Genomic DNA, 15,881 nt, shown 5'->3' on the forward strand with positions numbered 1-15,881 from the left:
TAGCAACTAAAATCATTTCATTTAATCGTAATGAAGATGCAGTAAAAGAAAAATCATATTTTTCAATTTCTATCATTTTTGATACTATGTTTAAGATAATTTCTTAGCCATTTCAAACTCTTTACCAAAATCTAACCCAAGGTGCTGCACTTGCTCCGGCATTGCTAATGCCCAAGAAACATAATAAAAGGCCAAGACTTGATTTCCGGAAAATCGTTTGTTGTTTATACTTAAAATGATGTAATCTTTTTTGTTGGGATCAATTCCTTGTGTTCCTAACATTGCCAGTTCGAATGCTGCTTGTTTTATGTCTTCCGTATTTTTTTCTTTGAAATGATTAAGCGCTTCGACCATAAACATCACGATGGCCATATTGATGCCAATTTCTTCTTGGTGTTTTTGGAATTTTTCCATTTCTCTTTTTTGAAATGGGTCTTCTGGTTCTTCCAGTCCGAAAGGGTCTTGCTGTAATTTGTTCAAGAAATCATCAATATTGTTTTTAGTTTCGAATTTGGCTTCGCTTTCAAGTTCGAAAAATGTGTCTAAACCAAGGTCTTGTGCCCAATGCTTTATCAACTCGTATTCTTCACCTGGTTTGCGGTCGTCGCGGTATTCGATAAATTCTTTGTAGAATGTTTCTGCCAGATTAAGTTCAGCCGGAGTTGGTTTGAATTCCTGAATGGTATCAATACCAAATAATTCCTTGAATTGCATAGCGTTAATCAAACTGAAAGTTCTTGTTTTTGAGATTACACTCTGTGGTGCAATGTCTAAAATTCTTTCATCAGTAACCGCCTTTATTGCATCTTGAAGCATACCGAATAATGACAGGAATTGGAATGGTCTTAGCTCTGCATATTCTTTGTATAGAAAATCTTCGATGAATACATCGATAGGGGTATTGTAGGTTTGCAAGTTTAGGCCACTAAATACACTTTCAATGAAAAAGTCTATCGTGGATGGATCTACTATTTTAGATTTTAAATTATCGATTGCCGGAAGAATGGTCTCAATAAAATTGTTTTTGTTTTGTAGGGTTGATATGAATACTTGGTTCAGGTTTTCTTTTCGGGCTTGGTTTACCAAATCTAAATGTACCAATTCGTGCATCACTAAATGTTCTACAGCCGGATAGGTGCTTTTGTATTTTACTATGTGTTTGTTGCGATTGTATCTTTCTGCAATTTCTACTTTGGCTGCTGTTTTGATTTCGTCATCGACAACAATGTCTATTTCTGTTCCACCTTCTGCTTCTAGTTGGCTTCGGTATTTGAAGAATATTTTTTTACCATCAAAATCTCCCGCGATTTTATTAGCTGTTTCAAAGGCTTGTTTTACTGCATTTTGGTATAACGCATCTTTTTGTGTGGAAAATTTAATCGCTTGGATTGTGCTGTAGAAAGCAGAATGTAAGTCGTTTTCCTTTTCAGCAATGAGTGAAAGTATAAAATGGGTGTTCGGGTAATCCTCTTTAATTTTTACAGCTTCCCAAGCGTATTTTTTAGCTTCTTCCGGTTTATTATCTTGAAACAGCAGGTAGGCTACGTTTGCTAAAGTGATATGATCTGCCTTGTTTGCCAGTATTGCCTGATCGTAATAAATCATTGCTGTTTTTAAATCTTTCTTGTGCCTGGCAAAAATGTTTCCCATCATCAGTAATCCCCAACCGTTTGAGGAATTCCATCGTAAAGCATCAATCAATGCGTTTATGGCTTCGTCCTGGTCGCCTTGTTCGGATAGAATTTGCCCGAGGATTCTATGATATTCAGAGTTGGAAGGATTTTTTTGAATGAGTTTTTCCAGGATAATTTTGGCTTCGTCAAACTTGCCTTTTTCGCATAAAGCTACTGTTTTATTGTAATCGGCATCTTGTGTTTGTATGGTTTCTGTGTCGACATCGATAGTTACAATGTCATTATTTACTGTAATCTTTGGTACAAATGGACCATAGGTGTAATATTTTTGAATTGCAATTATGATTTCATTTTCATCGGCATTTTCCAACTCTGGAAAGATGGCATATAGGAAATCGTTTATTTTATGGACTATTTGCATTAATTTGGTAGTAAAATGAAAAACGTAAATTTATATATTTTAATAGTATAAACCTATTCAAATAATGAACAGGTTTTACAATCTTTATACAAAGTTTTACTAGCTATTTGAAAATTATTTTTGAAAGTTGATTTCAAAATTAAACCATTAAAATTGTACTGTTTTACGGTTTTCCTCATTTTAGAATTATAATTTCATTTTGAAAAGATTATTGAAATGAAAAAAAAGGCTTCAATGGACATAATACCCCAATATGCTATACCTGTCTGGTTTTCTTCCTTGAATTAATTTTATACAGATATTCAATAAAATCCGGAAGTTCCATCAAACTTAACAGGCCAATTGGTTCCAAAGGCATTTGGTTTAGCTGGATTTGTTTGATGTGTTTGCGGAAGGCTATTTCACCAATGATTTGCATCACGATCCAATCGATATTTGATTTTAGGTCATCGAATTGCTTGATTTCGTTGTAATAGGGTATGTACAAATTAATTTTTATTTGCTTGGTTGCGATATTGTAATCCAATAATGCCATTTGTATTTCACTGATTTTGATCTCGTAGTTTTTGCAACTGCAGGGTTCGTCTGTACCGTTTATGTATTTAGTAGTATTTTGCAATGGTTTTATAAAAGCCTGAGCGGTGAAGTGTTTCAATGGTGGCGCCTGTTCTTCGAAAGCGATGATTTTAGGGAATAATTTGCGGTATCCGCCTCCTGTGAAAATTATTATGAATTTATCATTGATTGTCAATGGAGCTTTAATTACAAATCCAATTCTTTTAGAAACACAGTCTAGTTTATGTTTTATTTGGGAGAAAACTTCGTCGGTGTTGATTCCAAGCAGGATCGCGTTCAAGATTACTTGTTCGTTTTTTTCGAAGTAGTTCCAGAAGGTGGTGATTTGTTTCATGGGTAAAAAGGTTAATCGGTTAATTGTTTAAGGGTTACACACCCCTAGCCCCTCTCAAGAGGGGAATTAGGAGTGCTTTTCGATAGGGATAGGGTAAAGGTTTCATTATCTTTTGTCTTTTGTGCTTTTGTCGAAGGCAATGAGGTTGAGCATATTACGGAGACGAGAGCGGACTCGGTTGCCGTAGGCGGTTTCTATTTCGGAGGCGGATAGGTTGGTAGTGATGTGGGTGTATATTTTCTTGGAGATGAAAATGTCGTATCTGGAGAGTATTATCTCTGCCATTACATTACACTCGTTTCCGAAGTATTTGAGGTTCTTTTCGGTGCCCAAGTCATCGAAGCAGTAGTTTTTATGTTCTGCATGGGTGTTGTGTCCGTGGCTGTAACGATGGATTACTTCATAGCCATCCTTGATGAATTCAAAACTGATATCGCGACAGGGTTTCAGAAAGAACTTTTTCGGTGCCTGCGGCACGTATCTCATAATCGCCATCAGGGTCGTTTTGCCGCAACCAACTGGACCCGAAAGCAGAATTCCCTTGGTAAGATCTATTTCGAATTTGGCTGCAGTAGTTTCGTCCTCGAGGAAATAGGAGGTTAATTTCGTGATATTGGTTATGTCCTGCTCGAGAAAGTGGAATTTTTCGCCAAAGTCCTTTTTTCCTTTTTGCTCGAGCCAGGTGATTATTTCGGGGTAGTTGTATTGGGTCATAGGCTTTGGGTTTTCCTCACCCCAACCCTCTCCGAAGGAGAGGGAGTCAGGGCAGTTATGGTTTTTACAATGGTTCGGCGTAGTTTTTATCGGTTAGGGTATGCAAATTATTGGCTCTAGGCAGTTCTTTGCCAGAATTGTTTTGTGGAATGTTATTGTTTTGTGGAATGTTCACGGTGAATTTTGTAATGTTCAGCATCCAGTTACGAGCTGAAGCTTTCCAGTCTTTCATTTTTGTTTTGCCACCAATGAGCCAACCATTACTGGAATAGTAGTTGAAAAATCGTTCTGCCTCGAATTCAGAGTATACCTGGAACTTGAAATATTCTTTGACAAATTCCAATGAAGGTTTCGCATTTTCGAACGAAATGCCAGATTTGTCTTTTTCTTTTTTCGCGGAACTTTTTTCTTTTTCATTTTTTTGATTTTCTAAAAGAGAAGTATCATTCAAAATTTGAAACTCGGGTTCTATATATATGTTTTTATTGTTTTTAATTGTTTTTTTATTATATATATAGAGCTGACTATCAACCTGTACAGCAGCCTGACCAATGACTTGTTCATTTTTTGGTGTGGTTCGTTCATTTTTTGAACAGGTTGCTTCATTATTAAAGGATTTTGATTTGCCGGCTTCCGAGAAATCATGCACCGTAATTAAGGTTCCTGAATAGGGGTTGAATGAAGGGATGTACTCTAAATACCCCAATCGTTGTAATTCCTTGATGCATTTGTGATAAGTTGCATTCGAAGAAATCTTGCTTCCTTTCATCATTTCGTATCGGGTGACAGTTATAGGATTTTTGAATCTGTTTACATTCCAAAATTGGAAAATGGTAATGTATAGGCTGATGTGGGTGGGGTTGAGCGATTTTTCAAGGGCAATGCGATTGAAAAACCCAGTGAGGTGTTTGATGTAATTCATTTTTAGGAGTTAGTTGTTTCTCTCGACTGCGCTCGAGATGAAGGTGAGTAGTGTATTGAAAAGGAATTTTTTGGGTCTATTGATTGAGAATCTTTAGGATGTCCTCGTATTTGTAGTAGATGATTCCTCCAATTCGGTTGAAGTTTAGCGTTCCGTTGATGCGGAAGTTTTGCAAAGTCCCGGGGGAAATATTCAGCAAGGTTCGTACCTCTGCCGATTTCATCCATTTTTTGGGTTCAGACTTATGAAGAATCAATTCTTTGAGTTCTATAATAAGACTGTTTTTGAATTCTTGTAAATCACTTTGCGTAAGGGGTTGTTTGCTGAATAGATTTTGTTGGTTAGATTCCATATTGCTGTTTATTAATTAGTTATGAAGCAAATGAAATGCAATAGAAATTATAAATCACCCAAGTAGGGTGAAGGTTGGGTGATTTTTTTAGTTAAAACGTATTAAAACTTATTAATTGTAGTCTTATTCTTCAAATCTTTTTTTGAGATTTTCCTTTAAGAGATCTAAAAACTTGGTTTTGTTTATTTTACGATTTTTAATTTCATTGGAGACCTGGTAAATGTCATCTAAATTGATTTCAAACATGATTTCAAAATGTTTGGCAATATCTACTATGTCTGCTTTTCCATTGTTGAACGCTTTTTGGGTATGCAGGGCATAAATAAGTTCAATAATAGCTGATTTACTTTCGGTCCATTTCATTGTAGGCAGTTCAATTTGAGGTTTAATTTCTATGGGTTTTCTGTTGGATAAGTTGGCAATTTTGTTTTCAATGTACTTTTGAAAGTTTTCATTGCCCAGTATGGCAGCTACCTTGAAGTCATGAGAGGTTGCGAAGCGGTGATCTAATTCAAAATAAAAATATTCCAGATTGTAGTTGATTTCAACATTATTTCTGATGAAAATTTTGTGGTCTATGAATTCACTACCTGTCCGGTAGTAATTATAAAACTCCATATTTTCCGAAAAATAATTGTTGAGTTTGTTTAACTCATTATCGAGGTATTTCCGGATAATGCGTTTACTTCCTTGTGGTTTTCTGGATTCGAGATTTCTTACTTTCTTGAAGTAAATTAATTTTGAGGTAAACTTTGGTTTGATTGTTTTGAAAAATAAAATTTCATTTTCAAGGGTTTCAAACCCATTGTCGAGAATGAATTTTTTAAGGACATATAAATGTTTGACCGTTGTTTGGGTAGATTTTTCACACATTACGATTGGATTATCATAGTCAAATGATAATACTTGTAACTCTTCCTCCAATTCGGAAAGTACTTTGCGACTGAATTGTATCATTAAAATTTGTTTTAGTTAGTATTAATTAATTTTAATACCAGTATCTAAAACTAAATCAATACTTTCCAAAAAAAAATATAAAAAAAGCAGTTTAGGGTTGTGTGTTTTTCAGTTGTTCCGTATTTGTTTTTAAAGCGAATTTATCCCTTAACATTTTCATATCCTCACTTACTTTTTTATCCAAAACCTTGGCGTAATGTTGGGTAGTGCTCAAGTTTTTGTGTCCCAGCATTTTACTCACGCTTTCAATTGGTACGCCATTGGTGAGCGTCACCGTGGTCGCAAAAGTATGACGGGCAATGTGGAAGGTTAGTTCTTTTTCAATCTCGCAAACACCGGCAATTTCTTTTAAATACTCATTCATTTTCTGGTTACTCAAAATTGGGAGCAATTTGTTTTGAAAGTTGCTTTGAGGATGGTCTTCATACTTGTCGATAATCATTTGGGTAAAAGGCAAAACAGGAATCTTCGAGGCTGTTTCTGTTTTCTGGCGGTGGGTGAATATCCATTTTTCACCATCAATGCCAATGCTTATATGGGATTTAGTCAAGTTTTTGACATCAATGTACGCCAAGCCGGTAAAGCAGCTAAATAGGAAGATATCGCGTACCAGGGACAGTCTTTCTGTTTTGAAATCCTTGTTGATAATGCTTTGAATTTCTTGTTCGGACAAATACACCCTTTCCACTTCCTTGACTTTTGCTTTGTATTTTGCAAACGGGTTTTTGTCAATCCATTCGTTGTCCAGACAGATTTTGATTATTTTACTGAAGTTCTTGATGTATTTCACCGCCGTGTTATTGCAGCAATTCCGAACGCTTCTCAAATAAAACTCATATTCCGTAATGAATGCGTGATCTATTTTAGAGATTTCAATATCGGATATTTTGTATTTCCATTCCAGGAATTCTTTAGTGTGTTTCAACGAAGTGTTGTAGCGTTCTAGCGTTCCGGGAGCATACTCCTTGCCAACCAATTCCTTGATTTTGTTGTTGTGGTCCTTGAAAATAGGAATGAGCATTCTTTTGTTTTCAGTGATACCGAATAATTCATTTTTAAGATTAATGGATGTTAAAATGATGTCTTTCTTGTATAATCTTTTTTCAGCATCAAATATTTTGCTTTTTATATTATCAAGATGACTGTTTATTGAACGGGTATCCTCATTGGAACCCTTCACTTTCGACCCTTCACTAGACCATCTTTCGGAATCAATATACTTGTTGCTGCTAAATTCAAAACGTTGGGTTAGAATTGTCACACGCACATAAATAGGGCAGATGCCATCAACATTAGCTTTGGATCTCTTAATATAAAAGAGAATGGATGTGGTAGTATTCATAATGGTAACCTTTTAGTTATTATTAAATTTAAACTTTAAAATGATTGCAAACAAGATGTTCAAATTTTGCCTAGGTTGTTGAACACCTTGATGGTCAGGTTACTTTTGAGACAGGTGTCACTTCAAAATAATTATTTTAGTGACACCTCAAAAGACACCTAAGTTTTGAGATTTAATATATAATTTGGTTGCCCGTAAATGAAAAAACCCCCCTAAATCCTTGAATTTAGTGGGGTTTGCTTCGTTTTGTATTTCTACTGGCGGAGAAAGAGGGATTCGAACCCCCGGACCTGTTACAGTCAACAGTTTTCAAGACTGCCGCATTCGACCGCTCTGCCATTTCTCCAGTATGTCACATTCATTTCCTGAATGCGGTTGCAAATATAAGAACCTTTTTTTGTTTTACAAAAACTATTTTTATAAAAATAGCACCTATTTTATCGACTGTTTATTAATCGTTTCATTCTCTTGGTTTTAATCAAAACTTAATGTTTCAAAAATTAGATAAATAAGTTTAATAGTTTACATATTCTTTGATTTCAAGGCCATATCCTATCATTCCAACCCGTTTTGTTTGTTCTGTATTAGACACCAATCTGATTTTTGAAATATCTATATCATGGAGAATTTGTGCGCCAATACCAAAATCTTTACTGTCAATTACAATTTTTGGAGCTTTCATGACTCCTTGCGTTTGTAATGTTTTCAGTTCTGATATTCTACTAAGCAAATTGACAGATTGCATATCTTGGTTGATAAAAATTACTGCACCTTTTCCATGTTCATTGATAACTTTGAACATATCATCGAGTTGTTGGTCAGCATTATTAGTCAAAGTGCCTAACAAATCATTATTCACCTGAGATGAATTGATTCTCGTTAAAATGGATTCTCCTAAATTCCAAGTTCCTTTCGTCAATGCGATATGAATTTGTTTATTTGTTGTTTGTTCGTAAGCTCTTAATCTAAATGTTCCAAAACGGGTTTCTATATCAAAATCTTCTTTCTTCACAATTAAACTATCGTGCTGCATGCGGTAAGCGACTAAATCTTCAATAGAAACTATTTTTAGATTGAATTTTTTGGCTACTTTAACTAATTGGGGCAAACGCGCCATTGTTCCGTCTTCATTCATGATTTCGACAATCACTCCAGCTGATTTGAAGCCCGCCAGTCTAGCAAAATCTATAGCGGCTTCGGTATGTCCCGTGCGTCTTAAAACCCCTCCTTGTTTGGCAATTAATGGAAAAATGTGACCTGGTCGGGCCAATTCATGTGGCTTGGTTTTGGAGTCGACCAAAGCTAAAATTGTTTTGGACCTATCTGCCGCCGAAATCCCCGTTGTTACACCGCTACCTCTTAAATCGACGGAAACCGTGAAAGCCGTTTCCATTGGATCGGTATTATTGGTGACCATTACGTGCAATCCTAACTCTTTGCATCGACTTTCAGTTAATGGTGCGCAAATCAACCCTCTACCGTGAGTAGCCATGAAATTGATCATTTCAGGTGTTACTTTTTCGGCTGCCGCAAGAAAATCGCCTTCGTTTTCCCGATTTTCATCGTCAACAACGATTATTATTTTCCCTTGGCGAATATCTTCGATGGCTTCTTCAATGGTGTTGATTTGTATTTTAGCTGTGGCCATATAGGTAGTGTTTAATTTTGTGATGGAAATATTTTTTGAAATATTTTTTGAAAGGGAGCTAAAAAGACATCTAAATTTATTAATCCAATGTCGTTTGTAGCCCTATAAGTTAATAAAATAGCCAGTGGTGATAGAATTATAGAGGACATCCATGCCCCCATAAATGGCGATAATTCATCTTCTTGTGAAATTCTTTTACCAAAAGTATTTATGAAATGAAATGAAATGAAAATTAAAACTGCAAAAACAATCGGTAAGCCAAGCCCTCCTTTTCTAATAATGGCACCCAATGGGGCTCCTATAAAAAACATAAGGAAGCAGGCAAATGCAATTACAAATTTGTCATAGAATGCCAATAAGTGATTGTTGATGTTTTTTTGTTTATTTTCCAACTCTGTTTTTGTTGCATCAATTGAAAACAAGGTACTTGTAATGTTGCTATTGGCGATTTTTAAGATTTCCAATTTTTGATTATTATTGAATAATGTCAATAAATCATTTGGAAGCTTTTTGTTTTTTTTGAGAGGTTCAATCTTGTTATTCCTGAGAATTCCAATTCGTTGATTACTGTTTTCTGAAAAAGATATAATATCAGTATTTAAATTTTTATGTAATGAATCTAATGTGTAATTTAATTCACTTATATTGAGCATGGTATTAGTATTTGTAATACTTGCGTCATTTACATCTGCCGAGTTCAATTTTGATAAGTCAATATTAATGATGTATTTTTTGAATGAACTTTTAGCAAATGGAATTTTATTCCGATCTTCATATTTTTTGGGAACAAGATCTTCATAATAATAGCCATCATTCAATACCAATTGGAGAGTGCTGGATTTCTCGCTGCTTATTAATTCACCGTTTTTGGCCTTTATTACTGTTTTGCTGCCATCACCAAGAACTGATTTTTTATGAATGGTAATACCGGTTAATGTGTTCCCGTTTTTACCTGATTTTTTATTGACTTTGATATTGTAAAAGCCCACATTACTAAACTGACCCTCGGCAATAGCCAACGCAGGTTTTACTTGTGCTATATTTTTTCTAAAATTGATAAATTTATATTCGGCGTAAGGAATAACACTGTTGGAAAAAAAAAAGGCTACTATACTTAATAATAATATAAAAAAGGTCAAGCTTTTCATAGCTCTTTGAAGTGAAATGCCGGAAGATTTCATGGCTGCAAATTCATAGTTTTCAGCCAAATTTCCAAAAGTCATTATCGAAGCAAGTAAAACGGATAATGGTAATACCAGCGGGATTATTCGAGGCATTGCAAACAATAAAAATTTGATGATCATTATTAAATCTAAATCTTTACCCGCTAATTCTGCTATGAATAACCAAACGGTTTGCAGTATGAATATAAAAAAAAGGATTACAAATACCATGGTAAATGTAGTCAAAAACGTTTTTAATAAATATTTATCAAGAATTTTCACTTAGAATTAATCTAATTTATTGATGTAGTAATTTGGGTATTTACCTTCTGCAAATGTAAATTGATTTTTTGACAATGGTTGATTGGTTTTAAAAGAATTAACGGTTAATGTGGTTTTTGTGCCATTTTTGCCCATTTCAATCAAATTGTAGATATGTTTGGTTCGTGCATCGATTCCCAGTAATATTTCTTTTCTCTGGTCTTTTGGATTTATTGAAACGAGCTTAATATATTGAATTTTTCTTCCTTTCACATCCTGTAAAATATCCATCGTGCATTTATAACCAGAATTAAAAAAAGTCAACATTTTTGAGGGTGTGATGGTATTGTCGTCTTTTTCGTTTACCGTGGAAATCGTAATTTCTTCATCTTCGGGAACAATGGTGTAACTTTTCTTTCCGTCAAAAATTTTGGTAACCCCCATAAAATTTAAAACATATTGATTGCCTTTCATCGTTACATTACCCTTGCTGTCTTGATTGATGTTTTCTTTGGCATTATTCAAAGTATATTTAAAATCAATTACAATATTATCATAGCTTTTTACTTTTGATGTTACTTGATCCAAAAGATCCTTTGCCTTTTTATCCTGAGCTTGAATTGAAAAACTAAAAAGTAGTAAGGCAGTAATTTGAAGAAACTTTTTCATTTATTTAATTATTTTGTTCATTTTTGAAAAATTGATCAAGAGAACTCATATCAAGAATATTTACACTTCGCGCCTTGCTGCCTTCAAATGGACCTACAATTCCTGCAGCTTCGAGTTGATCAATCAATCTACCTGCTCTGTTGTAGCCCAATTTTAGTTTTCTTTGTAGCAACGAAGCCGATCCTTGTTGTGCATTTACAATAACTTCGGCGGCTTCTCTAAACAATGTGTCTCTTTCGGAGATATCCATATCAAGATTAATGCCACTTTCTTCCCCAATAAATTCTGGAAGCAAATAAGCTGTCGCATACGCTTTTTGTGAACCGATAAATTCTGTTATTTTTTCTACTTCTGGAGTGTCTATAAAGGCACATTGCACCCGTACAACATCATTTCCATTGGTATAAAGCATATCTCCACGACCTATTAATTGATCAGCTCCTTGGCCATCAAGAATAGTTCTGGAATCTATTTTTGAAGTAACTCTAAAGGCTATTCTAGCGGGAAAATTAGCCTTTATCAAACCTGTAATTACATTTACTGATGGTCTTTGTGTGGCAATAATCAAGTGAATTCCGATGGCTCTGGCTAATTGTGCCAATCTCGCAATGGGAACTTCCACTTCTTTCCCAGCTGTCATGATTAAATCGGCAAATTCATCGACAACCAACACGATATAAGGCAAAAAACGGTGTCCATTTTCTGGATTCAATTTTCTGGATTTGAATTTGTCGTTATATTCCTTGATATTTCGCACCATTGCATCTTTCAACAACGAATAGCGATTATCCATTTCCACACAAAGCGAATTCAAGGTATTGACAACTTTTGCATTGTCCGTGATAATGGCATCTTCCGAATCAGGCAATTTGGCCAAATAATGTCTTTCAATTTTGTTGAAAAGCGTTAACTCCACTTTTTTTGGATCAACCAAAACAAACTTGATTTCGGCTGGATGTTTTTTGTAAAGCAAGGAAGTTATCACGGCATTTAAACCAACAGATTTCCCTTGTCCTGTTGCTCCAGCCATTAATAAATGGGGCATTTTGGCCAAATCAACCACAAAAGTTTCGTTCGAAATAGTTTTTCCCAATGCAATAGGCAATTCCATTTCAGCTTCCTGAAATTTGGCAGAGCCAATGACACTTTTCATCGAAACCATGGTAGGATTCTTGTTGGGAACTTCGATTCCGATGGTTCCTTTTCCAGGAATAGGAGCGATGATTCGAATGCCCAATGCCGAAAGCGACAAAGCAATATCGTCTTCTAAACTCTTGATTTTTGAAATTCGGATTCCTGCTTCGGGCACGATTTCATATAGCGTAACCGATGGTCCAACGGTGGCCTTTATCTGTGCAATTTCTATTTTGTAATTGCGAAGCGTTTCGACAATTCTATTTTTATTTTCTTCTAATTCTTCCTGATTGATTGTGATTCCTCCAGTTGAATATTCTTTTAACAAATCAATTGTCGGGTATTTGTAATTGGATAAATCCAAAGTTGGATCAAATAATCCAAAATCAGCAACAAGTTTTGAAGCCAAGTTTTCTTCTATGATATCTTCTTCTGGAGCTTTTTCGATGACAAAACTATCATCGGTGGTATGAATTATTTCCGGAGAAGTTGCTGGCGTCACTTCCATCGGAATTGTTTTTAAACTGATTTCCGAAGGATTATTGATGGTTGGTTTTAAAGCTTCTTTATTAATTTCGAACTGGGAACCATTTGTTTTTAAATGAATTTGTTCCAATTCTTCCTCTACAGCATATTCTTCCAAGTTATAAGCGTTTGCATCGTTATTGGTAACATTTGAACCTAAATCAGATTTGATTTCTTTTTTGGTACTTTCGAAAAAGGATTGGATTTTTTCGGGTGAAATTTTGAGTTTGAAAATCAAATATATGATGAGTCCAAAAATCAAAACTAGCAAAGTTCCTGTTTTGCCAATGTAGTCCTGGGAGAACAAATTCAATTCATAGCCAATGGTTCCGCCCAACTCGGGTAGGGAAGTGGCAAAAAAACCAAATAAAACCGATATGATAATAATTGCAAATAAATCCCAGAACCAAATATTCTTCAGTTTTTTTAAAGAAATATCGAGCACTAAAAAGAGTCCGGTCAAAAAGAATAATCGTACGAAGATAAATGAGGCGATTCCGAAACCCTTATAAACAATCAAATCGGCTAAAAAGGCCCCAAATTTACCCAACCAATTTTGAACCGTTTCTGTACGGTCGGTCAATTGATTTACGGCGCTTTGATCTTCTTGCCCATAGATATAAAAGGAAAGGAAGGCAAGCAATAAAGCAATGGAAAATAGTACAAAAAGAGAGCCGAAAACAATTTTATATTGCTTGGACATTTTCCAAGGCTTATTTGCTACAGATTTTGGATCATTCTTTTTTTCTGGAGTTTCTTTTTTTATTGTTTTGGCCATTCTTGATTGTACTATTTCCTATAAAATTTTTGGTAAATAAATAATTATTCCAATTGCAATTGCAGAAATTGAAGCGAAAAAAACTGCTCCGGCGGCAATATCTTTTATGAACCCGATTTTTTCGTGATAATTGGGATGAATAAAATCGGCCACTTTTTCTACAGCCGTGTTCAATCCTTCGATGCTCATGACTAACCCGATTGCTAAGGTTTGAAAAAGCCATTCAGTTGTGTTAATATTAAAATAAAAACCAGCGATGGTTACCAATATTCCCAAAGAAAATTGCACCATCACACTGTGTTCGGTTGCAATAAGTTTTACTGCCCCTTTGAAAGCATAGGTTATACTTTTTAGTCTTCCGGTAAAAAAAGTGTTGTCTTTTTCAAAATCCATTAATAAACTTTTAAAGTACTGCTAATGCAGCTTCATAATTGGGTTCATTTGCAATTTCTGGAACTTGCTCAGTATAGATAATGGTTCCGTTTTCGTCAACTACAATGACAGCTCTTGAATGTAAACCTGCCAATACGCCATCGATAATTTCCAACCCATTGGTTTTACCGAAACTTCCGTCTTGGAAATCAGATAAATTGACCACATTTTCAAGTCCTTCGGCTCCACAAAAACGTTTTTGGGCAAAAGGTAAATCTCTTGAAATACATAACACTTTTGTGTTTTCTAAATTGCTTGCACTCGTGTTAAATCTTCTTACCGATGCGGCACAAGTTCCTGTATCTAAACTTGGAAAAATATTCAAAACTAATTTTTTTCCTGCAAAATCACTTAGTGTAGCGATGGAAAGGTCGTTTTTTACTAATTTAAAATCGGCTAGTTTTGTACCAATTTTTGGTAAATCACCTGAAGTGTGGATTGGATTTCCTCCTAATGTTATTGAAGCCATAATATTTGTTTTTAAAATGAGGTTCAAAAGTATGAAATTTTATTTAGTTAATTTTTTCAAAATCACTTTTTTGTTTAATTGCTTTATCGTAATATTGCAATATATAAATAAATAAATTTTATGGGAGCATCAAAATCAGATAGTTTTTCGGAAGATCATAATCAGTTGGCGACATTATTTAAGGCGTTGTCCCATCCGGCACGAATCGCCATAATTGAGTATTTATTGTCAGTCGACACTTGTATTTGTGGTGATATCGTTAACGAATTGCCATTGGCACAACCAACGGTTTCCCAACACTTATCGGCGCTAAAAAATGCGGGAATTATTAAAGGAAACATCGAAGGAACGGCTATTTGTTATTGTTTAAATACAGAAACATTCGAAAAAATAGAAGGTTATTTTTTCTCGATTACCAAGAAACTAAAAGGCAAATGTTGTTAAATTTTAAAATATAAAAAATGAAAAATTCAGAAGAAATTAAAGAAATGGTAAAGCAAAAATACAGTGAAATTGCTTTGCAAGACAAAGAATCGAATGAATCTTCTTGTTGTGGTTCAGGCGGTTGTAGCACGGAAGTTTACAATATTATGTCCGAAGATTACAATGAATTGAAAGGCTATGAGTCGGATGCCGATTTGGGTTTGGGTTGTGGTTTACCAACGCAATTTGCCAAAATAAGCAAAGGAGACGTGGTGGTCGATTTAGGAAGTGGAGCAGGCAATGATTGTTTTGTGGCTCGTGCAGAAGCAGGAGAAACAGGAAAAATAATAGGTGTTGATTTTACCGAAGCAATGATTGCAAAAGCACGCTTGAATGCCGATAAGTTAGGATTTAACAATGTTGAATTTCGATTGGGGGATATTGAAAATTTGCCTGTTAGCGAGAGTTCTGCCGATGTGGTAATCAGCAATTGCGTGTTAAATTTGGTGCCAAACAAACAAAAAGCGTTTAGTGAGATTTACCGTATTCTAAAAAATGGAGGTCACTTTAGCATTTCCGATATTGTCGTGACGGGCAATTTGCCGGAAAAGATAAAAAATGCCGCAGAAATGTATGCAGGTTGCGTGTCAGGCGCCATCAAAAAGGAAGAATATTTGGGCTATATCAAAGAAATTGGCTTTAAAAACATTGTGCTACAGAAAGAAAAACCAATTGTTGTTCCCAAAGATATTCTAGTTAATTATCTGACTGAAGAAGAAATTGTTTCGTACACTTCAAGTCCAAATATTATATTTAGCATTACTGTATATGCCGAGAAAAATGACGAATGTTGCTCTTCTGGAACTTCTTCTTGTTGTTAAGCAAAACACAGTTATAAATACAACAAAAACGCCCTCATTGCTGAAGGCGTTTTTTAATTTATTGGAACAAAAAGTATTTGAATGTCCGCTTTGCGGACTTTTTTTTATTAGCCACGAATTACACGAATTAACACGAATTCAGGTTTAATTGTCTCATTTTTTTATAAAAATTAGTGAAAATTAGTGACCCGAGACCAAAGGTCGAATAGACGAAGTAAATTCGTGGCGAAAATATTTTTCAGTATC

Annotated in this window: 15 protein-coding genes and 1 tRNA gene; 2 read left to right on the forward strand and 14 right to left on the reverse strand. The window is 34.9% G+C overall.

The genetic code is table 11. The features are described 5' to 3' along the window. Positions 1-90: 90 nt before the first annotated feature. The 14 genes from B2145_RS02130 to tpx form a co-directional block, all read right to left on the reverse strand. Positions 91-2,055: a tetratricopeptide repeat protein gene (locus B2145_RS02130; protein ID WP_291097643.1), complete on the reverse strand. Its 1,965-nt coding sequence runs from the start codon at positions 2,053-2,055 to the stop codon at positions 91-93. 256 nt (positions 2,056-2,311) lie between these two features. After that, positions 2,312-2,965 carry a hypothetical protein gene (locus B2145_RS02135; RefSeq protein ID WP_291097644.1) on the reverse strand — a complete coding sequence of 218 codons (654 nt, stop codon included), beginning with the start codon at positions 2,963-2,965 and terminating at the stop codon, positions 2,312-2,314. A 105-nt stretch (positions 2,966-3,070) separates the two neighbouring features. After that, complete coding sequence (locus B2145_RS02140) at positions 3,071-3,679, reverse strand: ATPase (protein ID WP_291097645.1); 609 nt, start codon at positions 3,677-3,679, stop codon at positions 3,071-3,073. 64 nt (positions 3,680-3,743) lie between these two features. Next, positions 3,744-4,601: a transcriptional regulator gene (locus B2145_RS02145; protein ID WP_291097646.1), complete on the reverse strand. Its 858-nt coding sequence runs from the start codon at positions 4,599-4,601 to the stop codon at positions 3,744-3,746. A 76-nt stretch (positions 4,602-4,677) separates the two neighbouring features. Then, a complete protein-coding gene (locus tag B2145_RS02150; protein WP_291097647.1) occupies positions 4,678-4,953 on the reverse strand; it encodes a helix-turn-helix domain-containing protein in 276 nt (91 codons plus the stop codon). A 123-nt stretch (positions 4,954-5,076) separates the two neighbouring features. Next, entirely contained in the window at positions 5,077-5,910 is an 834-nt protein-coding gene (locus B2145_RS02155) for an RteC domain-containing protein (protein ID WP_291097648.1), read from the reverse strand. A gap of 91 nt (positions 5,911-6,001) precedes the next feature. After that, positions 6,002-7,252: a site-specific integrase gene (locus B2145_RS02160; protein WP_291097649.1), complete on the reverse strand. Its 1,251-nt coding sequence runs from the start codon at positions 7,250-7,252 to the stop codon at positions 6,002-6,004. Between the two features lie 258 nt (positions 7,253-7,510). After that, positions 7,511-7,598 (reverse strand) — tRNA-Ser (locus B2145_RS02165). Positions 7,599-7,766: 168 nt separating this feature from the next. Further along, positions 7,767-8,900 (reverse strand): 3,4-dihydroxy-2-butanone-4-phosphate synthase, encoded by a 1,134-nt coding sequence (gene ribB, locus B2145_RS02170; protein WP_291097650.1) that lies wholly within the window; start codon positions 8,898-8,900, stop codon positions 7,767-7,769. Positions 8,901-8,911: 11 nt separating this feature from the next. Next, positions 8,912-10,345, reverse strand: a complete 1,434-nt coding sequence (locus tag B2145_RS02175; protein WP_291097651.1) for an LptF/LptG family permease — start codon at positions 10,343-10,345, stop codon at positions 8,912-8,914. A gap of 6 nt (positions 10,346-10,351) precedes the next feature. Beyond that, positions 10,352-10,993, reverse strand: a complete 642-nt coding sequence (locus B2145_RS02180; protein WP_291097652.1) for a LolA family protein — start codon at positions 10,991-10,993, stop codon at positions 10,352-10,354. 4 nt (positions 10,994-10,997) lie between these two features. Next, the gene (locus B2145_RS02185) at positions 10,998-13,430 is read right to left on the reverse strand and encodes a DNA translocase FtsK (RefSeq protein WP_291097653.1); all 2,433 of its coding nucleotides are present in this window, start codon (positions 13,428-13,430) and stop codon (positions 10,998-11,000) included. Positions 13,431-13,448: 18 nt separating this feature from the next. Beyond that, positions 13,449-13,823 (reverse strand): diacylglycerol kinase family protein, encoded by a 375-nt coding sequence (locus tag B2145_RS02190; RefSeq protein WP_291097654.1) that lies wholly within the window; start codon positions 13,821-13,823, stop codon positions 13,449-13,451. Positions 13,824-13,833: 10 nt separating this feature from the next. After that, on the reverse strand, positions 13,834-14,331 hold the full coding sequence (tpx, locus tag B2145_RS02195; protein ID WP_291097655.1) for a thiol peroxidase: 498 nt from the start codon (positions 14,329-14,331) through the stop codon (positions 13,834-13,836). Positions 14,332-14,451: 120 nt separating this feature from the next. On the opposite strand from tpx, the gene B2145_RS02200 reads away from it, so the two are divergent. Together B2145_RS02200 and B2145_RS02205 are read left to right on the forward strand one after the other, a co-directional pair. Next, complete coding sequence (locus B2145_RS02200; RefSeq protein ID WP_291097656.1) at positions 14,452-14,775, forward strand: ArsR/SmtB family transcription factor; 324 nt, start codon at positions 14,452-14,454, stop codon at positions 14,773-14,775. A 17-nt stretch (positions 14,776-14,792) separates the two neighbouring features. Continuing rightward, a complete protein-coding gene (locus tag B2145_RS02205; protein WP_291097657.1) occupies positions 14,793-15,635 on the forward strand; it encodes an arsenite methyltransferase in 843 nt (280 codons plus the stop codon). Positions 15,636-15,881 lie beyond the last annotated feature (246 nt).

It is taken from the genome of Flavobacterium sp. UBA5153, assembly GCA_002413745.1.
GTDB lineage: Bacteria > Bacteroidota > Bacteroidia > Flavobacteriales > Flavobacteriaceae > Flavobacterium.

Bases quoted from the DNA above. Each gene is read 5' to 3' on its own strand.
- B2145_RS02150 (WP_291097647.1), bottom strand. From the start codon at position 4,953: ATGGAATCTAACCAACAAAATCTATTCAGCAAACAACCCCTTACGCAA.
- B2145_RS02130 (WP_291097643.1), bottom strand. From the start codon at position 2,055: ATGCAAATAGTCCATAAAATAAACGATTTCCTATATGCCATCTTTCCA.
- B2145_RS02180 (WP_291097652.1), bottom strand. From the start codon at position 10,993: ATGAAAAAGTTTCTTCAAATTACTGCCTTACTACTTTTTAGTTTTTCA.
- B2145_RS02205 (WP_291097657.1), top strand. From the start codon at position 14,793: ATGAAAAATTCAGAAGAAATTAAAGAAATGGTAAAGCAAAAATACAGT.
- B2145_RS02135 (WP_291097644.1), bottom strand. From the start codon at position 2,965: ATGAAACAAATCACCACCTTCTGGAACTACTTCGAAAAAAACGAACAA.
- B2145_RS02155 (WP_291097648.1), bottom strand. From the start codon at position 5,910: ATGATACAATTCAGTCGCAAAGTACTTTCCGAATTGGAGGAAGAGTTA.
- B2145_RS02190 (WP_291097654.1), bottom strand. From the start codon at position 13,823: ATGGATTTTGAAAAAGACAACACTTTTTTTACCGGAAGACTAAAAAGT.
- B2145_RS02200 (WP_291097656.1), top strand. From the start codon at position 14,452: ATGGGAGCATCAAAATCAGATAGTTTTTCGGAAGATCATAATCAGTTG.
- B2145_RS02140 (WP_291097645.1), bottom strand. From the start codon at position 3,679: ATGACCCAATACAACTACCCCGAAATAATCACCTGGCTCGAGCAAAAA.
- tpx (WP_291097655.1), bottom strand. From the start codon at position 14,331: ATGGCTTCAATAACATTAGGAGGAAATCCAATCCACACTTCAGGTGAT.
- B2145_RS02160 (WP_291097649.1), bottom strand. From the start codon at position 7,252: ATGAATACTACCACATCCATTCTCTTTTATATTAAGAGATCCAAAGCT.
- B2145_RS02185 (WP_291097653.1), bottom strand. From the start codon at position 13,430: ATGGCCAAAACAATAAAAAAAGAAACTCCAGAAAAAAAGAATGATCCA.
- B2145_RS02145 (WP_291097646.1), bottom strand. From the start codon at position 4,601: ATGAATTACATCAAACACCTCACTGGGTTTTTCAATCGCATTGCCCTT.
- ribB (WP_291097650.1), bottom strand. From the start codon at position 8,900: ATGGCCACAGCTAAAATACAAATCAACACCATTGAAGAAGCCATCGAA.